The 17,733-nt window shown below is 75.2% G+C and carries 19 protein-coding genes and 1 pseudogene; 12 read left to right on the forward strand and 8 right to left on the reverse strand.

What is annotated here, in order from left to right; translation table 11 throughout:
• Nucleotides 1-6: 6 nt before the first annotated feature.
• From ACYVO2_RS21330 to ACYVO2_RS21355, 6 genes are read left to right on the forward strand one after another with little or no spacing between them, the layout of a single operon-like run.
• The gene (locus tag ACYVO2_RS21330) at nucleotides 7-309 is read left to right on the forward strand and encodes an urease subunit gamma (RefSeq protein WP_461009518.1); all 303 of its coding nucleotides are present in this window, start codon (nucleotides 7-9) and stop codon (nucleotides 307-309) included.
• A gap of 5 nt (nucleotides 310-314) precedes the next feature.
• Nucleotides 315-623, forward strand: coding sequence for an urease subunit beta (locus tag ACYVO2_RS21335; RefSeq protein WP_461009519.1), 309 nt, complete (start codon nucleotides 315-317; stop codon nucleotides 621-623).
• Nucleotides 620-2,341, forward strand: coding sequence for an urease subunit alpha (locus ACYVO2_RS21340; RefSeq protein ID WP_461009520.1), 1,722 nt, complete (start codon nucleotides 620-622; stop codon nucleotides 2,339-2,341). The genes ACYVO2_RS21335 and ACYVO2_RS21340 overlap by 4 nt, the downstream gene beginning before the upstream one ends.
• 13 nt (nucleotides 2,342-2,354) lie before the next feature.
• The gene (locus ACYVO2_RS21345; RefSeq protein WP_461009521.1) at nucleotides 2,355-3,047 is read left to right on the forward strand and encodes an urease accessory protein UreF; all 693 of its coding nucleotides are present in this window, start codon (nucleotides 2,355-2,357) and stop codon (nucleotides 3,045-3,047) included.
• Complete coding sequence (gene ureG, locus ACYVO2_RS21350) at nucleotides 3,037-3,720, forward strand: urease accessory protein UreG (protein ID WP_461009522.1); 684 nt, start codon at nucleotides 3,037-3,039, stop codon at nucleotides 3,718-3,720. The genes ACYVO2_RS21345 and ureG overlap by 11 nt, the downstream gene beginning before the upstream one ends.
• Nucleotides 3,717-4,475: an urease accessory protein UreD gene (locus tag ACYVO2_RS21355; protein WP_461009523.1), complete on the forward strand. Its 759-nt coding sequence runs from the start codon at nucleotides 3,717-3,719 to the stop codon at nucleotides 4,473-4,475. The genes ureG and ACYVO2_RS21355 overlap by 4 nt, the downstream gene beginning before the upstream one ends.
• A gap of 12 nt (nucleotides 4,476-4,487) precedes the next feature.
• Here ACYVO2_RS21355 and ACYVO2_RS21360 read toward each other — a convergent pair whose 3' ends face one another.
• From ACYVO2_RS21360 to ACYVO2_RS21385, 6 genes are all read right to left on the reverse strand, one after another.
• A complete protein-coding gene (locus ACYVO2_RS21360; protein WP_461009524.1) occupies nucleotides 4,488-5,330 on the reverse strand; it encodes a TIGR02452 family protein in 843 nt (280 codons plus the stop codon).
• 114 nt (nucleotides 5,331-5,444) lie between these two features.
• Nucleotides 5,445-5,603 carry a hypothetical protein gene (locus ACYVO2_RS21365; protein ID WP_461009525.1) on the reverse strand — a complete coding sequence of 53 codons (159 nt, stop codon included), beginning with the start codon at nucleotides 5,601-5,603 and terminating at the stop codon, nucleotides 5,445-5,447.
• Between the two features lie 145 nt (nucleotides 5,604-5,748).
• The gene (locus ACYVO2_RS21370; protein WP_461009526.1) at nucleotides 5,749-6,708 is read right to left on the reverse strand and encodes a cytochrome c oxidase assembly protein; all 960 of its coding nucleotides are present in this window, start codon (nucleotides 6,706-6,708) and stop codon (nucleotides 5,749-5,751) included.
• A gap of 217 nt (nucleotides 6,709-6,925) precedes the next feature.
• Nucleotides 6,926-7,951, reverse strand: a complete 1,026-nt coding sequence (locus ACYVO2_RS21375) for a 6-phosphofructokinase (RefSeq protein WP_461009527.1) — start codon at nucleotides 7,949-7,951, stop codon at nucleotides 6,926-6,928.
• 194 nt (nucleotides 7,952-8,145) lie between these two features.
• The gene (locus ACYVO2_RS21380) at nucleotides 8,146-8,874 is read right to left on the reverse strand and encodes a type 1 glutamine amidotransferase (RefSeq protein ID WP_461009528.1); all 729 of its coding nucleotides are present in this window, start codon (nucleotides 8,872-8,874) and stop codon (nucleotides 8,146-8,148) included.
• A gap of 51 nt (nucleotides 8,875-8,925) precedes the next feature.
• Nucleotides 8,926-10,182: a MurT ligase domain-containing protein gene (locus tag ACYVO2_RS21385; protein WP_461009529.1), complete on the reverse strand. Its 1,257-nt coding sequence runs from the start codon at nucleotides 10,180-10,182 to the stop codon at nucleotides 8,926-8,928.
• A 250-nt stretch (nucleotides 10,183-10,432) separates the two neighbouring features.
• Between ACYVO2_RS21385 and def the strand changes: the two genes are divergently transcribed.
• Entirely contained in the window at nucleotides 10,433-10,984 is a 552-nt protein-coding gene (gene def, locus ACYVO2_RS21390; RefSeq protein ID WP_461009530.1) for a peptide deformylase, read from the forward strand.
• Between the two features lie 8 nt (nucleotides 10,985-10,992).
• On the opposite strand, the gene ACYVO2_RS21395 is transcribed toward def, so the two are convergent.
• Entirely contained in the window at nucleotides 10,993-11,694 is a 702-nt protein-coding gene (locus ACYVO2_RS21395; RefSeq protein WP_461009531.1) for a TetR family transcriptional regulator, read from the reverse strand.
• A 238-nt stretch (nucleotides 11,695-11,932) separates the two neighbouring features.
• Between ACYVO2_RS21395 and ACYVO2_RS21400 the strand changes: the two genes are divergently transcribed.
• The 3 genes and pseudogenes from ACYVO2_RS21400 to fahA all read left to right on the forward strand — a co-directional run bounded on the left by ACYVO2_RS21400 (nucleotide 11,933) and on the right by fahA (nucleotide 15,640).
• Nucleotides 11,933-13,153 (forward strand): acyl-CoA dehydrogenase family protein, encoded by a 1,221-nt coding sequence (locus tag ACYVO2_RS21400; RefSeq protein ID WP_461009532.1) that lies wholly within the window; start codon nucleotides 11,933-11,935, stop codon nucleotides 13,151-13,153.
• 903 nt (nucleotides 13,154-14,056) lie between these two features.
• Nucleotides 14,057-14,338, forward strand: a pseudogene (locus ACYVO2_RS21405) (winged helix-turn-helix domain-containing protein); the annotation flags it as partial.
• Nucleotides 14,339-14,410: 72 nt separating this feature from the next.
• Entirely contained in the window at nucleotides 14,411-15,640 is a 1,230-nt protein-coding gene (gene fahA, locus ACYVO2_RS21410; protein WP_461009533.1) for a fumarylacetoacetase, read from the forward strand.
• Here the strand turns inward: fahA and ACYVO2_RS21415 are convergent.
• Complete coding sequence (locus tag ACYVO2_RS21415; RefSeq protein ID WP_461009534.1) at nucleotides 15,609-15,812, reverse strand: hypothetical protein; 204 nt, start codon at nucleotides 15,810-15,812, stop codon at nucleotides 15,609-15,611. The genes fahA and ACYVO2_RS21415 overlap by 32 nt on opposite strands.
• 172 nt (nucleotides 15,813-15,984) lie before the next feature.
• Between ACYVO2_RS21415 and ACYVO2_RS21420 the strand changes: the two genes are divergently transcribed.
• Together ACYVO2_RS21420 and ACYVO2_RS21425 are read left to right on the forward strand one after the other, a co-directional pair.
• The gene (locus ACYVO2_RS21420; RefSeq protein ID WP_461009535.1) at nucleotides 15,985-17,070 is read left to right on the forward strand and encodes an S-(hydroxymethyl)mycothiol dehydrogenase; all 1,086 of its coding nucleotides are present in this window, start codon (nucleotides 15,985-15,987) and stop codon (nucleotides 17,068-17,070) included.
• On the forward strand, nucleotides 17,070-17,699 hold the full coding sequence (locus tag ACYVO2_RS21425) for an MBL fold metallo-hydrolase (protein ID WP_461009536.1): 630 nt from the start codon (nucleotides 17,070-17,072) through the stop codon (nucleotides 17,697-17,699). Before ACYVO2_RS21420 ends, ACYVO2_RS21425 begins: the two co-directional genes overlap by 1 nt.
• Nucleotides 17,700-17,733: the final 34 nt, after the last annotated feature.

A 17,733-nucleotide genomic window follows, 5' to 3' on the forward strand; every position in this document is an offset into this window, starting at 1 on the left:
CTTGGCGTGCAGTTGACGCCGCACGAGCAGGAGCGCCTGCTCATCCACGTCGCAGCGGACGTCGCTGCGAAGCGCCGGGCCAGAGGGCTCCGGCTCAACCATCCGGAGGCCGTCGCCCTGCTGACCGTCCATCTGCTCGAGGGGGCGCGCGACGGCCGCACCGTCGCCGAGCTGATGGAGTCCGGGCGCCGGGTCCTCACCCGCGACGACGTCATGGAGGGCGTGCCCGAGATGATCCCCGAGGTGCAGGTGGAGGCCACGTTCCCGGACGGCACCAAGCTCGTCACCGTCCACGAGCCGATCGGCTGACGCCCGTGGTCCCCGGAGAGATCCTGTTCGGCGAGGGCCCCGTGCGCGTCAACGAGGGCCGCCCCGTCACCCGCCTGACCGTGCTCAACACCGCCGACCGGCCCGTCCAGGTCGGCTCCCACTACCACTTCGCCGAGGCCAACCCCGGCCTGGAGTTCGACCGCGAGGCGGCCCGCGGGCTGCGGCTCGACATCGCGGCGGGCACCGCCGTCCGCTTCGAGCCCGGCATCCCGGCCGAGGTGGCGCTGGTGCCCATCGCCGGGCAGCGGGTCGTGCACGGCCTGCGCGGCGAGACGAAGGGCCCCCTGTCGTGACCGAGCTGAGCCGCGAGGCGTACGCCGACCTGTACGGACCCACCACCGGCGACCGGATCCGCCTCGCCGACACCGATCTGCTGATCGAGATCGAGCGCGACCTGTCCGGCGGCCCCGGCCGCTCCGGGGACGAGGCCGTGTTCGGCGGCGGCAAGGTGATCCGCGAGTCCATGGGCCAGTCCCGGGCCTCCCGCGCCGACGGCACGCCCGACACCGTCGTCACCGGCGCCGTGGTGCTCGACCACTGGGGGGTGGTCAAGGCGGACGTGGGCATCAGGGACGGGCGGATCACCGCGCTCGGCAAGGCCGGCAACCCCGAGACCATGGACGGCGTCCACCCCGACCTCGTCATCGGCCCCGAGACGGAGGTCATCGCCGGGAACGGGCGGATCCTCACCGCGGGCGCCGTCGACGCGCACGTCCACTTCATCTGCCCGCAACTGGTGGACGAGGCCCTGGCCAGTGGCGTCACCACCCTCGTCGGCGGCGGCACGGGACCGGCCGAGGGCACCAAGGCCACCACCGTCACCCCCGGCTCCTGGCACCTGGCCCGCATGCTCCGCGCCATGGACGGCATGCCCGTCAACGTCGGCCTGCTCGGCAAGGGCAACACCGTCTCCGCCGAGGCCATGCACGCCCAACTGCGCGGCGGGGCCGTCGGCTTCAAGATCCACGAGGACTGGGGCGCCACCCCCGCCGTCATCGACGCCTGCCTGACGGTGTGCGACGCCACCGGGGTGCAGCTCGCCATCCACACCGACACCCTGAACGAGGCCGGGTTCGTCGAGGACACCCTGGCGGCCGTCGCCGGACGCGGCATCCACACCTACCACACCGAGGGCGCGGGCGGCGGGCACGCACCCGACATCATCACCGTGGTCTCCCGGCCCAACGTGCTGCCCAGCTCCACCAACCCGACCCGGCCGCACACCGTCAACACCGTCGAGGAGCACCTCGACATGCTGATGGTCTGCCACCACCTCAACCCCGCCGTGCCGGAGGACCTGGCCTTCGCCGAGTCCCGGATCCGGCCCTCCACCATCGCCGCCGAGGACGTCCTGCACGACCTCGGCGCCATCTCCGTCATCAGCTCCGACTCCCAGGCCATGGGCCGCATCGGCGAGGTGGTGCTGCGGACCTGGCAGACCGCCCACGTGATGAAGCGGCGGCGCGGACCGCTGCCCGGCGACGGCCGCGCCGACAACCACCGCGCCCGCCGCTACGTCGCCAAGTACACGATCAACCCCGCCGTCGCCCAGGGCCTGGACCACGAGATCGGCTCCGTCGAGGCGGGCAAGCTCGCCGACCTCGTCCTGTGGGACCCGGCGTTCTTCGGCGTCAAGCCCCGCCTGGTGCTCAAGGGCGGGCAGATCGCCTGGGCGCAGATGGGCGACGCCAACGCCTCCATCCCCACTCCGCAGCCGGTGCTGCCCCGCCCCATGTTCGGCGCCACCGGATCGGCCCCCGCCGCCAACTCGCTGAACTTCGTCGCCCAGGCCGCGCTCGACGACGGCCTGCCCGAGCGGCTCGGCCTGGCCAAACCGCTCACCGCCATCACCGGCACCCGCGGCCGCACCAAGGCCGACATGCGGGAGAACGACGCCACACCGCGCGTCGAGGTCGACCCGGACACCTTCACCGTGCGCATCGACGGCGAGGTGGTCGAGCCCGCCCCGGTGGCGGAGCTGCCCATGGCCCAGCGCTACTTCCTGTTCTGACGGGCCCGCCGCCATGACCGCCGTCCCCGCCGCCCCCAGGGCCGCCCTGCTGCTCCTGGCCGACGGCCGCTTCCCCGCCGGAGGGCACGCCCACTCCGGCGGCGCCGAGGCGGCCGTGCGGGCCGGGCAGGTCCGCGACGCCGCGTCGCTCGAGCTGTTCTGCCGCGGGCGGCTGCACACCGCGGGCCTGACCGCCGCCGGGCTCGCCGCGGCGGCCGCCGCCGGACTCGACCCCCTGGCGGTGGACGACGCGGCCGACGCCCGCACTCCCTCACCCGCCCTGCGCGCCACCTCCCGCAGGCTCGGCCGCCAGTTGATGCGCGCCGCCCGCGCCGCCTGGCCCGCCCCCGCCCTCACCGACCTGGCCGCCGCCCGCCCCCGCGGCGCCCACCAGCCCGTCGTGCTCGGCGTCACCGCCGCGAGCGCCGGGCTCACCCCCTACGACGCCGCCCACGCCGCGGCCCACGAGTCCGTCACCGGGCCGGCCACCGCCGCCGTCCGGCTGCTGTCCCTGGACCCGTACCACGTCGGCGCCCTGCTCGCCCGCCTCGCCCCCGAGCTCGACGCCGCCGCGGGACAGGCCGCGGCGGCCGGCGAGCGGGCCCGCCACGAGGGCGTCCGCGCCCTGCCCGCCGCCTCCGCCCCGCTGCTCGACCTGCTCGCCGAGCGGCACGCCCGATGGAAGGTGCGTCTCTTTGCATCGTGACCACGACGACCCGTACCCCGACCGGCACACCCACGGCGCCGCCCCGCCCCCGGCCGCCAGGGGCGCGCGGGCCCTGCGGATCGGCCTCGGCGGGCCCGTCGGCTCGGGCAAGACCGCCACCGTGGCCGCCCTGTGCCGCGTCCTGCGCGACCAACTGTCCCTGGCCGTCGTCACCAACGACATCTACACCACCGAGGACGCCGAGTTCCTGCTGCGGCACGCCGTGCTGCCGCCCGAGCGGATCGCCGCGGTGGAGACCGGGGCCTGCCCGCACACCGCCATCCGCGACGACATCTCCGCCAACCTGGAGGCCGTGGAGGAGCTGGAGGAGGCCGTCGGCCCGCTGGACCTGATCCTGGTCGAGTCCGGCGGCGACAACCTCACCGCCACCTTCTCCAAGGGCCTGGTGGACGCCCAGATCTTCGTCATCGACGTCGCGGGCGGCGACAAGATCCCCCGCAAGGGCGGGCCCGGCGTCACCACCGCCGACCTGCTGGTCGTCAACAAGACGGACCTCGCCCCGCTGGTCGGCGCCGACCTCGCCGTCATGGCCCGCGACGCGCGGGCGCAGCGCGGCGACCTGCCGACGGTGTTCACCGCGCTCACCGCCCCCGACGGCGTCGCCCCGGTCGCCGCGTGGGTGCGCGCCCGCCTCGCCGACTGGCGCGCGTGAGCGTCACCGCCCACGCCCGGATCACCGCCGCCCCCGACGGCCGCGGCGGCACCGCCCTGCCCGAGCTGGTCTCCGACGGGCCGCTGGCGCTGCGGCGCGGCCGGGGCGGCGTCACCGTCGTCGGCGCCATGGCCGCGCCCCTGGGCGGCGACCGGCTCCGCCTGGACGCCACCGTGCGCTCCGGCGCCGCCCTGCGAGTGGACTCCGCCGCCGCCACCGTCAGCCTGCCCGGGCGCGACGGCGCGGAGAGCACCTACGAGGTGCGGCTCGCGGTCGAGGCCGACGCCGCCCTGCACTGGCTGCCGCGGCCGGTGATCGCCGCGTCCGGCAGCAGGCTGCGCCTGGCCACCAGCGCCGACCTGGCCGACGGCGCCCACCTGGTGCTGCGCGAGGAGCAGGTGCTCGGCCGCGCCGGGGAGCCCACGGGCGCGGTCGCCTCCCGGCTCACCGTCCGCCACGCGGGCCGGACGCTGCTCGACCAGGAGCTGTCCTTCGGCCCCGGCGCCCCCGGCTGGGACGGCCCCGCCGTCCTCGGCGGCCACCGGGCCGTGGGCCAGCTCCTGGTGGTCGCCCCGGCCCTCGCCGGCGCGCCCGCACAGGCGCGCCCGCTGGACGGCGGCGACGCCGTGATCACCCCCCTGGCCGGGCCCGCCGCCCTGGTCACCGCCCTGGCCCCGGACGCCCTGCGGCTGCGGCGGCTGCTGGACGAGGGGCTGGCGGCACTCGGCGGCCCGGCCCCGCCGGGGGGACGGTGACCGCGGGCGCCCTCACCCCGTCCCGACCACCCCGGCCCCGAACACCCGCGTGAACGCCGCCCGGGTCGGGGAGTCCGCCCGGCGGTCCAGCACCGCGAACACCACCGTGCCGAACCGGCCCGCGAACCGGCCGCCGTCCCCCAGGTGCGCCGCGAACGCCGCCGCGACCTGCGCCGGGTCGTTGCGGAACACCCCGCACCCCCAGGCCCCCAGCACCAGCGCCCCGTACCCGTGGCGGGCGGCCACCTCCAGCACCCGGCCCGCCCGGCGCTCCAGCGCGGCGGGCACCCGTCCCAGCTCCCGCGGCGCCCGCTGGGCGATCACCCCGGCGTTGGGCGCGGGCGAGGTCAGGAAGCCCACCTCGAACGGCGTCTCCAGCAGCGCGTCGTCCTCGCCCCGGAACACCGGCACCCCGGGCGCGTGGATCACCCGGTCGCTGTAGAAGGGGTCGCGGTCCGCGCGGTGCGCCTCGTAGAACTCGGGGCACCGCAGCAGGCACGCGTACAGCGCCGAGTTCCGGCACAGGTACTCCTCCTGCGCCTGCGCCCCGTTGCGGAAGCCCCCGCCGGGGTTGCGCGCCGACGCGAAGTTCAGCACCGCCACGCCGTCCGCGCCCGCGTCCACCAGGCGCCGGGCCGCGGCCAGGCTGCCCTCGCCGGTCACCTCGAACGACGTCGCCCTCGCCGCGCCCGCCTCCGGCACCGGCACGGGCCCGGGGCCGTACAGGGCGGTGCCCGCGGCCGCCCGCGCCACCGGGTCGCCCACGGACACGGTCCGGCCGCTCGGCGCCGGGTACCATCCGGCCTCCACGATCCGGACCGTCTGCCCCGCCAGAGCCCGCAGCCGTGCGCTCACCGTGTGTCCCGCCCCCCGAAGAAGTACCGTGCCGGCATGCCGTGCCGACCGCGGCACCCTAGCGGCCCGCGGACGGGGCGGGCACCCGGATTTCCGCGGGCGCCCGCGCGCCGCTCACGCCTGGCCGGTGACGATCACACCCACCGTGGCCAGGCCCAGGACGACCCACGCGAACCACAGCCATCCGCTGCCGCCGAGCGCCGCCGAGTACATCGTGACCACGACCAGGCTCACTCCGGTGCACGCGGTCATCGCCTTCGCGGGCGTCTGCATCCGGTCCTCCTTCAGCGGTCCGCCGGCCCGCGCCCCCGGCACGCCCGGCGCTGGCCCCCGTCACCATGCTGCCACCGGGAGCCCGATTTTTCGCCGGAGCGGGCATATGCCCCTGGTGGACACCGGACGCCCGGGCGCGCGCCGTTCACGCCCCTCGGGAGCGGGTGTCCAAGGCGCTCAGGTAGGCGTTGTACGCCTCCAGCTCGGCGTCGCCGTCCCGCTCCGCGGCCCGGTCCGCCCGGCGCGCCTGGCGCTCCTCGGACTTGCGCCACTGGAACACCAGAGCGAGCAGCACCAGCACGGAGGGGATCTCGCTGAACGCCCAGGCGATGCCGCCCGCCGTGTGCATGTCCGCCAGCGGGTCCACGCCGAGCGAGGCGGGCGGGTTGTCGAACGCGGTGACCTGGGTCTCGCTGGACATCATCAGCGCGATGCCGAAGAAGGCGTGGAACGGCATCCCGACGAACAGCTCCAGGATCCGCATCACGTACCCCGGCCGGTGCGGTCCCGGGTCCACGCCCATGATCGGCCAGAAGAAGACCAGGCCCACCGCGAGGAAGTGCACCATCATCGCGATGTGCCCGGCCTGGCTGCCCATGAGGGTGTCGAACAGCGGGGTGAAGTACAGCGCGTAGAGGCTGGCGATGAACATGGGGAGGGTGAACGCCGGGTGCGTGATCATCCGCATGTAGCGGCTGTGCAGCACGGACACCAGCAGCTCCCTGGGCCCGGTGCGGCCGCGCCCGGCGGGCGGCAGGGCCCGCAGCGCCAGGGTGACGGGCGCGCCGAGCAGCAGCAGGATCGGCGACACCATGCTGATGATCATGTGCTGCACCATGTGCACGCTGAACATGACCATGCCGTAGTCGTTGAGCGCCGTGCACATGGCCACGCCGATGGTGAGCACACCGAGGACGAACGCCGCCGTCCGCCCCACCGGCCAGGCGTCGCCGCGCCGCCGCAGCCGCCACACCGCCCACCCGTACAGGGCCAGCGCCAGCAGGCAGCCCACGAGGAAGAACGGCTCCCCGGTGAACGCGAGCCCGCGGGAGAGGGTGAACGGCTCCGTCGGCATGCCCGAGCCGTGCCCGCCACCGTGGTCCATGCTTGCTTCCTCCGTCTTGGGGGTGGTTCGCCCCACTTACCTGGGCGTCCCCACAGTAGTGCGGCCCGCGCCACCTGCCGCACCCGGGCCCGGGTGGGGGAGGGGGTGCCTCCGGTGGGGTCCGGAGGGCTCCGCCCCGGCCCCCGAACGCCGAACGGGCCCGCCACCGGAGCGTCCGGTGGCGGGCCCGTTCACGTGCGTCCCGGGCGGGTGGGACCTACAGCACGCACTCGGCCTCGACGTACCGCTCCGGCGGCACCGTCTTGAGGGTCTGCACGGCCTCGGCCAGCGGCACCAGGGTGATGTCCGTGCCGCGCAGCGCCGTCATCATCCCGAAGTCGCCGTTGTGCGCCGCCTCCACCGCGTGCCAGCCGAACCGGGTGGCCAGGACCCGGTCGTAGGCGGTGGGGGTGCCGCCGCGCTGGACGTGGCCCAGGATCACCGGGCGGGCCTCCTTGCCCAGCCGCCGCTCCAGCTCCACGGCCAACTGCCGGGCCACCCCGGCGAACCGCTCGTGCCCGTAGATGTCCTTGCCGCCCTCGTCGAAGTCCATCGTGCCGGCCCGCGGCTTGGCGCCCTCGGCGACCACCACGATGGCGAACCTCTTGCCCGCGGCGAACCGCTTGCCGACCACCTCGGTCAGCTCCGCGATGTCGAACGGCCGCTCGGGCACGACTATCGCGTGGGCGCCCGCCGCCATGCCCGAGTGCAGGGCGATCCAGCCGGTGTGCCGGCCCATGACCTCCACGATCAGCACCCGCTGGTGGGACTCGGCGGTGGTCTTCAGCCGGTCCAGCGCCTCGGTGGCCACGCCGACGGCGGTGTCGAAGCCGAAGGTGACGTCCGTGGAGGCGATGTCGTTGTCGATCGTCTTCGGCACGCCGACGATGGGCAGCCCGGCGTCGGACAGCAGGCGGGCGGCCTTCAGGGTGCCCTCGCCGCCGATCGGGATGATCGCCTCCAGACCGAGGTCGGCCACGTGCTGCTTCGCCCGCTGCACGCCGTCGCGCAGGTGCTCGGGGCGGACCCGGGAGGAGCCGAGGATGGTGCCGCCGCGGGCCAGGATGCCGGAGACGGCGTCCAGGTCGAGCTTGCGCCAGTCGCACTCCAGCAGGCCCTTCCAGCCGTCGTGGAAGCCGATGACCTCGTCCCCGTGGTCCACCACACCGCGGTGCACCACGGACCGGATGACGGCGTTCAGGCCAGGGCAGTCGCCTCCGCTGGTCAGCACACCAATACGCATTTTCCACTTCTCCCGAACTCATCCGGTGGGTCGACGGCCGGACACCGTCGTCCGGAGGGCTCCGACAGCACCTTACAAGGACCGGCTGACGGCGGGCTTGCGCCCGGTTGGCCCGCCGCGGAAGCGGCGGTTGCCTTCAGGGGTCCCGCCCCGAGCTTCCCCGGTCGCGCTCGCCGCGCGCTCGAGGACCGCGCTCAGGCGGGCTGGGCGGCCGCGGCGATGCGCTCGTTGCGCAGCGCCTCGTACCAGGTCTCGTCCACCGGCGGGAGCGCGTTCACGTCCAGCGCCAGCTTGATCAGCAGGTCGGCGATCGCGGGGTTCCTGGCCATCACCGGGCCGTGCATGTAGGTGCCGAACACCGTCTCGCCGTAGGCGCCCTCGGTGCCGTCGCCGGTGCCGTTGCCCTTGCCGAGGCGCACCTGGGCGAACGGCTTGGCGTTCGGGCCGAGGCGGGTGACGCCCTGGTGGTTCTCGAACCCGGTCAGCGGCGGCAGGCCGAGCCTGGGGTCGATGTCGGCCAGCACGTCGCCGACGCACCGCTCGCCCTGCCCGCGCTCGCTGACCACGTCGAGCAGCCCCAGGCCCGGCTCGCGCCGCCCCAGGTCGTTGACGAACTCGTGGCCCAGGATCTGGTACCCGGCGCACACCGAGAAGATGATCGCGCCGTTCTCGGCGGCCCGGGTCAGCCCGCCGTCGCGGCGCAGCCGCTCGGCCGCCAGGCGCTGCGGGCGGTCCTCGCCGCCGCCGATGAGGTAGATGTCGCCCGACGTCGGCACCTGCTGGTCCGAGCGGACGTCCACGCGCGCCACGTTCAGGCCGCGCTGGCGGGCGCGGCGCTCCACGACCAGTACGTTCCCCTGGTCGCCGTAGGTGGAAAGCAGGTCCGGGTAGACCCACACCAGGCGCAGGACGGACTCGCTCACGTCAGTGTCTCCCTGATCTCTCGTGCGCGGCCCCGCGGGAGCGGGCCGGGCTCAGCCGCCGACCTGGCGGCGCAACTGCTGGAAGGCGGTGTAGTTGGCGATGCACTCGATCCGGCCGGGCGGGGCCAGCCGCACCGCCTCGTCCACGTTCTGGCACACCGTGAAGTCCAGGCCGGCCACGTCCAGGCGGACGGCCAGGTCGAGCCTGCGCTGCCCGATGACGAACACCGGGTGCCCGGCCAGGCGGGGGTAGTCCACGTCCCACAGCCAGGAGGTGTCGGTGCCGTCGGCGGCCAGCGCGTTCACCGACAGGATCACCGGCGTGGGCGGCGGGTCGATCAGGGAGAAGGTCTCCAGCCAGCCGGCGGGGTTCTTCGCCAGCAGCAGCCGCAGGTCGCGGCCCTGGTAGCGCACCACGTCGTAGCGGCCGGCGACGGCGGTGACCGACTTCATCCGCTCCAGCGCGGTCTCCGGGGGCACCCCGAAGCACCAGGCGACGGCGGCCGAGCTGGTGGCGTTGGCCTTGTTGGCGCGGCCCGGCAACTGGAGCTGGATGGGCCACGCGGTGCCGTTGGGGTCGATGCAGTAGTCGCTCTTGAGCGCCCAGGTCGGCTGCGGCCTGCGGAAGCCGCACTCCTGGCACAGCCAGTCGTCGCCGGGGCGCTGCATCACGCCGCCGCAGGACGGGCACGACCAGGCGTCGTCCTTCCACGCCTGCCCCGCGGCCACCCACACCACGTTCGGGCAGGAGGAGGCGGCCCACGCCACCAGCGGGTCGTCGGCGTTGGCCACCACCCAGGCGTCGGAGCCGGACAGGCCCTCGCGCCACTTCTCGGCGAGCATGCGGGTCTCGGCGGCGCGGTCGAGCTGGTCGCGGGAGAGGTTGAGCAGCGCGATGCACTTGGGGTTCACGTCCCTGGCCACGCCCGCCAGGTACTTCTCGTCCACCTCGATCACGCCGTACTTCGCGTCGGAGCCGCCGGCGAGCGCGGAGGTGATGCCCGCGGGCATGTTGGCGCCCAGGGCGTTGGAGACCACGGGGCCCGCGGCGCGCAGCGCCTCGGCGATCAGGCGGGTGGTGGTGGTCTTGCCGTTCGTGGCGGACACCAGCACCACGTCCAGGTGCTGGGCCAGGCGGGCCAGCAGGTCCGGGTCGAGGCGCAGCGCGACCTTGCCGCCGATCACGGAGCCGCTGCCGCGGCCCGCGGAACGGGAAACCGCCGCCGCCACCTTCCCGGCGGTCACCGCCAGCTTCGCGCGCGGCGTCAACGGCTGCGAGCCGCGCTGCTGCGGCGAGGCATCCTGCATCGTTGGTGCTCCTCCTCGAATGCCGGCGTGGATCCGCCGGTTCACACGCCAAACCCCCCGCGGCCCGCCTGCCGGCCGGGGCCGCTTCCACGATCGGTCGCGGCTCAGCCTATCGAGTCCGGGGCGCGGCCTTGACCTCGGAGAGCCGGGCCACCGGGTGAAGCGCCCTCCCGCCCGCCCCGCACCCGGGCGGAAAGGGCCGCTGCGCCCCGCGGCCGGACGGGGGCGAGGGCGGGCCTACCCTGGGCGGATGGCCCTCGTCCCCATCCCCGGCTCCTCCGGGGCCGTCGTGCCCCTGCGCCTGCTCGGCGACCCCGTGCTGCGGCGGCCCTGCGCCGAGGTGACCGCGTTCGACGGACGGCTCGCCGAGCTGGTGGAGTCGATGTTCGCCAGCATGTACGCGGCCGACGGGGTGGGCCTGGCCGCCAACCAGATCGGGGTGGCCTCCCGGGTGTTCGTCTACGACTGCCCCGACGACGAGGACCGGCGCCACCTCGGGCACGTCGTCAACCCCCGCCTGGTGGCGGTGGACGGGGTGACCGTCACCGGGGAGGAGGGCTGCCTGTCGGTGCCGGGGGTGCGGGCCGGGACGCCCCGGTACGACGAGGCGGTGGTGGAGGGCGTGGACGTGCGCGGCGAGCCGGTGCGGGTGCACGGCACCGGGTTCTTCGCCCGCTGCCTCCAGCACGAGTGCGACCACCTGGACGGCGGGGTGTTCCTCGACCGCCTGACGGGGCTGCGGCGGATCAGGGCCGGGCGGGCGGTGCGGCGGGCCGGGTGGTACGCGGGGGAGCGGGCCTGACGGGCCGTTCAGGCTCGCGGGGTCTGCGAGGGCGGGGTCTGCGGGGACGGCGCCTGCGGGGGCGGGGCCGGCCTGCGGCGGTCCTCGGCCGACGCCAGCCGCCCCCACAGCAGGTCCGTCAGGTGCTCCACCAGCTCCCGGCGCGCGCACGGCCGCTCCGCCAGCCACCAGTCGCCCGCGGCGTGCATCATGCCGACGATGCCGTGGCCGAGCACCCGCGCCTCCAGGTCGCCGCGCGGGCCGAGGTCGAGGCGCTCGGCGATGACCGTGGCGAGCTCCTCGCCCAGCCGGCGCAGCAGCGGCGCGGTGTGCCGCCCCACGTCGAACGGGCCCTCGCCGTTGTCGCCGTGCTCCGCGGCCTCGGCGGGGTGCATGAGGAACCGGTAGACCTGCGGGTTGGCCTCGATCGCGGCCAGATAGGCGTCCATGGTGGCCGACACGCGCTCGCGGCGGTCGTCCGAGGCGTCGAGCGCCTCCCGCAGCGTGATCAGCAGGGCGTTGGTGTGCCGCCTGGCGAGCGCCCGGTACAGGCCGCCCTTGTCGCCGAAGTGCCGGTAGAGGATGGGCTTGGTGATCCCGGCCTCCTTGGCGATGGCGTTCATCGACGCCTCGGGCCCGTCGCGCAGCACCACGCGGTCCGCGGCGTCCAGGAGCTCGGCCCTGCGCCGCTGCGCCGCGCGCTGCTGGTCCTCCCTGCGCCTGGTGTCCACCTGCGAGTCCTCCGCGCCATCCCCCGACCGGCACCTGGTGGGCCGGACCCCTGCTGAAACGTAACACCGTCCGCGTCCCCCGCTCGCCGGAGGGCCGCGCCCACCACCCGCGCGCCGCACGGCGCCGCTACGGGTGTTGACAACTCTACTGGCCGGTAACAGACTGATGTTACCGCAAGTAACAGCTTGGGCGGCGGTTGCTTGCCCGCACGACGATCGAACCGCACCCGGAGGGGACATGGGCGACTTCACGCTCGAGCTCAACGACGACCAGATCCAGCTTCGCGACTGGATCCACGGCTTCGCGGCCGATGTCATGCGCCCGGCGGCCGCGGAGTGGGACGAACGTGAGGAGACCCCCTGGCCGGTCATCCAGGAGGCCGCCAAGATCGGCCTGTACTCCATGGACTTCTACGCCCAGTGCTACTTCGACCCCACCGGGCTCGGCATACCCCTCGCCATGGAGGAGCTGTTCTGGGGCGACGCCGGGATCGGCCTGTCCATCGTCGGCACCACCCTGGCCGCCGTCGGCGTCCTCGCCAACGGCACCGAGGAGCAGATCGGGGAGTGGGTGCCCCAGATGTTCGGCACCCCCGACGACGTCAAGCTCGCCGCCTTCTGCTCCTCCGAGCCCGACGCCGGCTCCGACGTCTCGGCCATGCGCACCCGCGCCCGCTACGACGAGGCCAAGGACGAGTGGGTGCTCAACGGCACCAAGACCTGGGCCACCAACGGCGGCATCGCCGACGTCCACGTCGTCGTGGCCTCCGTCGATCCCGAGCTCGGCGCCCGCGGCCAGGCGTCCTTCGTGGTGCCGCCCGGCACGCCCGGCCTGTCCCAGGGCCAGAAGTTCAAGAAGCACGGCATCCGCGCCTCCCACACCGCCGAGGTGGTCCTGGAGGACGTGCGCCTGCCCGGCCGCTGCCTGCTCGGCGGCAAGGAGAAGCTGGACGCGCGCCTGGCCCGCGCCCGCGAGCGGCAGCGGTCGGGGGAGCGGTCCAACGCCGCCATGGCCACCTTCGAGGCGTCCCGGCCCGCGGTCGGCGCCCAGGCCGTGGGCATCGCCCGCGCCGCGTACGAGGTGGCGCTGGAGTACGCCAAGAACCGGGTCCAGTTCGGCCGCCCCATCATCGACAACCAGGGCGTCGCCTTCACCCTCGCCGACATGCGCACCCGCATCGACGCGGCCAGGCTGCTGGTGTGGCGGGCCTCGTGGATGGCCACGGCGGGCAAGCAGTTCACCGCCGCCGAGGGCTCGATGTCCAAGCTGTACGCCGGCGAGACCGCCAAGTGGGTGACGGCCAACGCCATCCAGATCCTCGGCGGGAACGGCTTCACCCGCGAGTACCCGGTCGAGCGCATGCACCGCGACGCCGCCGTCTACACGATCTTCGAGGGGACCAGCGAGATCCAGCGCCTGGTCATCGCCCGCACCCTGTCCGGGATGCCGATCCGGTAGGGCCCCACGAGCGCGGCGGGGACCGGCCCTCCGTTGGCCCGGGGCCGGTCCCCGCCGCACCTTCGCGCCCCGCGCCCTCCGCCGGGCGCCGCGCCCCCTTCGCACCCCGTCCGCCGGTGAACCGGAATCAATCGGTCCGCACCCCGCATCCTCCCCGCCCTTCCGGGTAGGCGAGTGGTCACGGACGACGACGGAAGCGAAGGGAGGCCCAAGCCGTGGACCGCCGCGCCATCATCCCTCCTGACCCGCCGGCCCCCGGGCCCCCGGGCCCGGGCCCCGTGCACCCCGACCCCAAACCGGGCCCCGTTCCCGGCCCCGCCCCTCCGGACCCCCAGCCGCCGAGCCCGACTCCGCCGCCCCCGGAGCCGGAACCGGCGCCCCAGATGTGACCGGACACCTCCCCCGGTGACCCGCAGGACCGGCCCCGACGACGGGGCCGGTCCTCGCGGTTGTCCGTCCGGCTGTGCATTCCATCCGGCTGTGCATTTCGCCACTCATCATGGCCGTTCCGTGACGTCCCCGAACCGTTACCGGACCGGTACGATGCTCCCCATGGCCAGCCTGTCGAGCACTTCTGCCGCGAAGCGTTACGACCTCGAGCCGTTCTGGCCCTCCCGGCAGCCACACCACTACGACCGTGCGTGTCGCCGCGCGAGTCCCGCGCGGGCCCGACTCCAGCGCTGACCGCGACAGCCGGCGGCCTCGAGCCCCCGCGCGAGCACGTCACCCACTGACCCTTCGCGCGAAAGAGCCCTCATGACCACGCACACCCAGCCCGCGCCCGCCTTCCTCACCGCGCCGGCCCCGCTGCCCGCCCCCCTGCCCCACCAGCACCTGCGCGCCGTGGAGGACTACCGCCCGGGGGAGGCCGGCCCGGTGCAGCCACCGGCCCACGGCATCCACGTGGACGCCGAACGCCGCACCGTCCACGTGGACGGCGCGGCGGTGGAGCTGACCTACCTGGAGTTCGAGCTCCTCGCCCACCTGGTCGCCCACCCCTACCGGGTGCACACCCGCGACCAGCTCATCAGCACCGTCTGGGGCTACGGCCACGCCGGCGACGGCCGCACGGTGGACGTGCACGTCGCCCGGCTGCGCCGCAAGCTCGGCGAGGTGCACCGCGCCGGCATCGTCACCGTCCGCCGGGTGGGCTACAAGTACGAGCCCGTACGCTCCGTCAGGTGATCGTCCGCGGGGCCGGGGCGCCGTACCCTGGCCCCGGCCCCGCACCGGCGACCACAGGAGACACGGCGTCACATGCCCACCACCTGGCTCGACCTGCCCGACGACACCGCGTTCGGCCCGCACAACCTGCCCTACGGCTGCTACACCGCCCCGGACGGGCCCGGCCGCCCCCGCGTCGGCGTGCGCGTCGGCGACCTCGTCCTGGACGCCGCCGCGTGCGCCCGCGCCCTGGACGACCCGCACGCCCTCCTGCTGGCGCACCCCACCCTCAACCCGCTGATGGCCGCCGGGCCCTCCGCGTGGCGCGCCGTCCGCGCCGCCGTCGCCTCCTGGGTCACCGACCCCGCGCTGCGCCCCGCCGTGGAGCCGCACCTGCGCCCCGTCGGCGACCTCACCCTGCACCTGCCGTTCGAGGTCGCCGACTACGTCGACTTCTACGCCAACGAGCACCACGCCGCGAACGCCGGGCGGATCTTCCGGCCCGCCGCCGCCGACCCGCTGCCCGCCAACTGGCGGCACCTCCCGGCCGGCTACCACGGCCGCGCGGGCACCGTCGTGGTCTCCGGCACCCCCGTCACCCGCCCGCGGGGGCAGCGCCGCGACCCGGGGGATCCGGCGCCGGTGTTCGGCCCGACCCGGCGCCTGGACTTCGAGGCGGAGGTCGGCTTCGTCGTCGGCGCCCCCACCGCCCCCGGGCAGCGCGTCCCGCTGGCCGCGTTCCCCGACCACGTCTTCGGGGTGTGCCTGGTCAACGACTGGTCCGCGCGGGACGTCCAGTCCTGGGAGTACGCGCCGCTGGGCCCGTTCCTCGCCAAGTCGTTCGCCACCTCCGTCTCCCCCTGGGTGATCCCCCTGGACGCGCTGGCCGCCGCCCGCACCGTGCCCCCGCCGCGCGACCCCGCCCTGCTGCCCTACCTGGACGACAGCGCCGAGGAGCCGTGGGGCCTGGACATCCGCCTCACCGTCGCCGTCGGCGGCCATGTCGTCGCCCGCCCGCCGTTCCGCACCATGTACTTCACCGCCGCCCAGCAGCTCGCCCACCTCACCGTCGGCGGGGCCGCGCTGCGCACCGGTGACCTGTTCGCCTCCGGCACGGTCAGCGGCCCCGAGCGGGAGCACCGTGGCTGCCTGCTGGAGCTGACCTGGGCGGGCGCCGACCCGCTGCCCCTGCCCGACGGCCGCGCGCTCACCTACCTGGAGGACGGCGACGAGGTGACGATCACCGCCTGGGCCCCCGGCCCGGACGGCTCCCGCATCGGCTTCGGCGAGGTCACGGGGCGGGTGCTGCCCGCCCGCGACTGACCTCCCCGCGCCACTCCCGCCGCCGCCCCGCGCCGACCGCCCGGCCGGTGAGCCCGGCCGGGGCGGCGGCGAGCGCGGTGGCCGACCACCACCGTCCCCCGGCCCGCCAGGTCTGTGGGCCGAGGCCGAGGCCGATCCGCACGCCGCGGAACGCCGCCGCGTTCTCGACCATCCGCCTCCCGTTCCCCCGAAGGGGGGCCGTTCCGTCCGGGCGACCTCGGCGCCGTCCACGCCGCGCGGGCTCCGCGGCGGGCGGGGCGGCTAGGGTTGCCCCTTGCCGGGGGTGACGGTCCGTCGTCCGCGCGGCCCCGCCGGGCCGCGCGGACCCGTTCGAAGGGGCAGCCATGCCGCACCGTGTCAAGGGCGTCGTCGCACGCGCGAAGGGGGAGCCCGTCCGGGTCGAGACGATCCTGGTGCCGGACCCCGGCCCGGGGGAGGCGGTGGTGCGGGTGCAGGCGTGCGGCGTGTGCCACACCGACCTGCACTACCGCGAGGGCGGGATCACGGACGAGTTCCCGTTCCTGCTCGGCCACGAGGCCGCCGGGGTGGTGGAGCAGGTCGGCGAGGGCGTCACCGACGTCGCGCCGGGCGACTACGTCATCCTCAACTGGCGGGCCGTGTGCGGGCAGTGCCGCGCCTGCCTGCGGGGACGCCCCTGGTACTGCTTCGACACCCACAACGCCGGGCAGCGGATGACCCTGGAGGACGGCACCGAGCTGTCCCCGGCGCTGGGCATCGGCGCGTTCGCCGAGAAGACGCTGGTGGCGGCCGGGCAGTGCACCAAGGTCGATCCGGCGGCCTCCCCGGCCGCGGCCGGGCTGCTGGGCTGCGGGGTGATGGCGGGGATCGGCGCGGCCATCAACACCGGCGGCGTGGGCCGGGGCGACAGCGTCGCGGTGATCGGCTGCGGCGGCGTCGGCTGCGCCGCGATCACCGGTGCCGCGCTGGCCGGGGCCGCGAGGATCATCGCGGTGGACATCGACGCGCGGAAGCTGGAGACGGCGCGCGGGCTCGGCGCCACCCACACCGTCGACTCCCGCGAGACCGACCCGGTGGCGGCGATCCGCGAGCTGACCGGCGGCTTCGGCGCGGACGTGGTCATCGAGGCGGTCGGCCGCCCCGAGACGTACCGCCAGGCGTTCTACGCCCGCGACCTGGCGGGCACGGTCGTGCTGGTCGGGGTGCCCACCCCGGAGATGAAGCTGGAGCTGCCGCTGCTCGACGTCTTCGGCCGCGGCGGCGCCCTGAAGTCCTCCTGGTACGGCGACTGCCTGCCGTCCCGGGACTTCCCCATGCTCGTCGACCTGTACCTCCAGGGCCGCCTGGACCTGGACGCGTTCGTCAGCGAGACCATCACCCTGGACCACGTCGAGGACGCGTTCGCCCGCATGCACCGCGGCGAGGTGCTGCGCTCGGTGGTGGTGCTGTGATGGCCGCCCGCGTCGAGCGCCTGGTCACCTCGGGCACCTTCGCCCTGGACGGCGGCACCTGGGAGGTGGACAACAACGTCTGGATCGTCGGCGACGACGAGCAGGCGCTGGTGGTGGACGCCGCCCACGACGCCGACGCCATCGCCGCGGCCGTCGGCGGGCGCCGCCTGGTGGCGATCGTGTGCACCCACGCCCACAACGACCACATCGACGCCGCTCCCGCGCTGGCCGCGCGCACGGGCGCGCCGGTGCTGCTGCACGACGACGACCTGCCGCTGTGGCAGCGGACCCACCCGGACCGCGCCCCGGAGGGCCCGCTCGCCGACGGCCGGGTGCTCGAGGTCGCCGGCACCGCCCTGACCGTGCTGCACACCCCGGGGCACACCCCCGGCGGGGTCTGCCTGTACGCGCCCGAGCTCGGCACGGTGCTCACCGGCGACACCCTCTTCCAGGGCGGGCCCGGCGCCACGGGCCGCTCCTTCTCCCACTTCCCGACGATCATCGACTCGATCAGGGAGCGGCTGCTCACCCTGCCGCCGGAGACCGTGGTGCGCACCGGCCACGGCGACACCACCACCGTCGGCGCGGAGGCACCCCACCTCCAGGAGTGGATCGACCGGGGCCACTGAGCCCGGCACGGGCCGGGGCGGCGCCGTCGCCTCC

Source organism: Streptomyces capparidis (assembly GCF_054782095.1).

What these genes read in the sequence shown, in the direction of transcription:
- ACYVO2_RS21345 (WP_461009521.1), top strand. Translation starts at nt 2,355, where the DNA reads ATGACCGCCGTCCCCGCCGCCCCCAGGGCCGCCCTGCTGCTCCTGGCC.
- ACYVO2_RS21365 (WP_461009525.1), bottom strand. Translation starts at nt 5,603, where the DNA reads ATGCAGACGCCCGCGAAGGCGATGACCGCGTGCACCGGAGTGAGCCTG.
- ACYVO2_RS21370 (WP_461009526.1), bottom strand. Translation starts at nt 6,708, where the DNA reads ATGGACCACGGTGGCGGGCACGGCTCGGGCATGCCGACGGAGCCGTTC.
- ACYVO2_RS21375 (WP_461009527.1), bottom strand. Translation starts at nt 7,951, where the DNA reads ATGCGTATTGGTGTGCTGACCAGCGGAGGCGACTGCCCTGGCCTGAAC.
- ACYVO2_RS21385 (WP_461009529.1), bottom strand. Translation starts at nt 10,182, where the DNA reads ATGCAGGATGCCTCGCCGCAGCAGCGCGGCTCGCAGCCGTTGACGCCG.
- def (WP_461009530.1), top strand. Translation starts at nt 10,433, where the DNA reads ATGGCCCTCGTCCCCATCCCCGGCTCCTCCGGGGCCGTCGTGCCCCTG.
- ACYVO2_RS21400 (WP_461009532.1), top strand. Translation starts at nt 11,933, where the DNA reads ATGGGCGACTTCACGCTCGAGCTCAACGACGACCAGATCCAGCTTCGC.
- fahA (WP_461009533.1), top strand. Translation starts at nt 14,411, where the DNA reads ATGCCCACCACCTGGCTCGACCTGCCCGACGACACCGCGTTCGGCCCG.
- ACYVO2_RS21415 (WP_461009534.1), bottom strand. Translation starts at nt 15,812, where the DNA reads ATGGTCGAGAACGCGGCGGCGTTCCGCGGCGTGCGGATCGGCCTCGGC.
- ACYVO2_RS21420 (WP_461009535.1), top strand. Translation starts at nt 15,985, where the DNA reads ATGCCGCACCGTGTCAAGGGCGTCGTCGCACGCGCGAAGGGGGAGCCC.
- ACYVO2_RS21425 (WP_461009536.1), top strand. Translation starts at nt 17,070, where the DNA reads ATGGCCGCCCGCGTCGAGCGCCTGGTCACCTCGGGCACCTTCGCCCTG.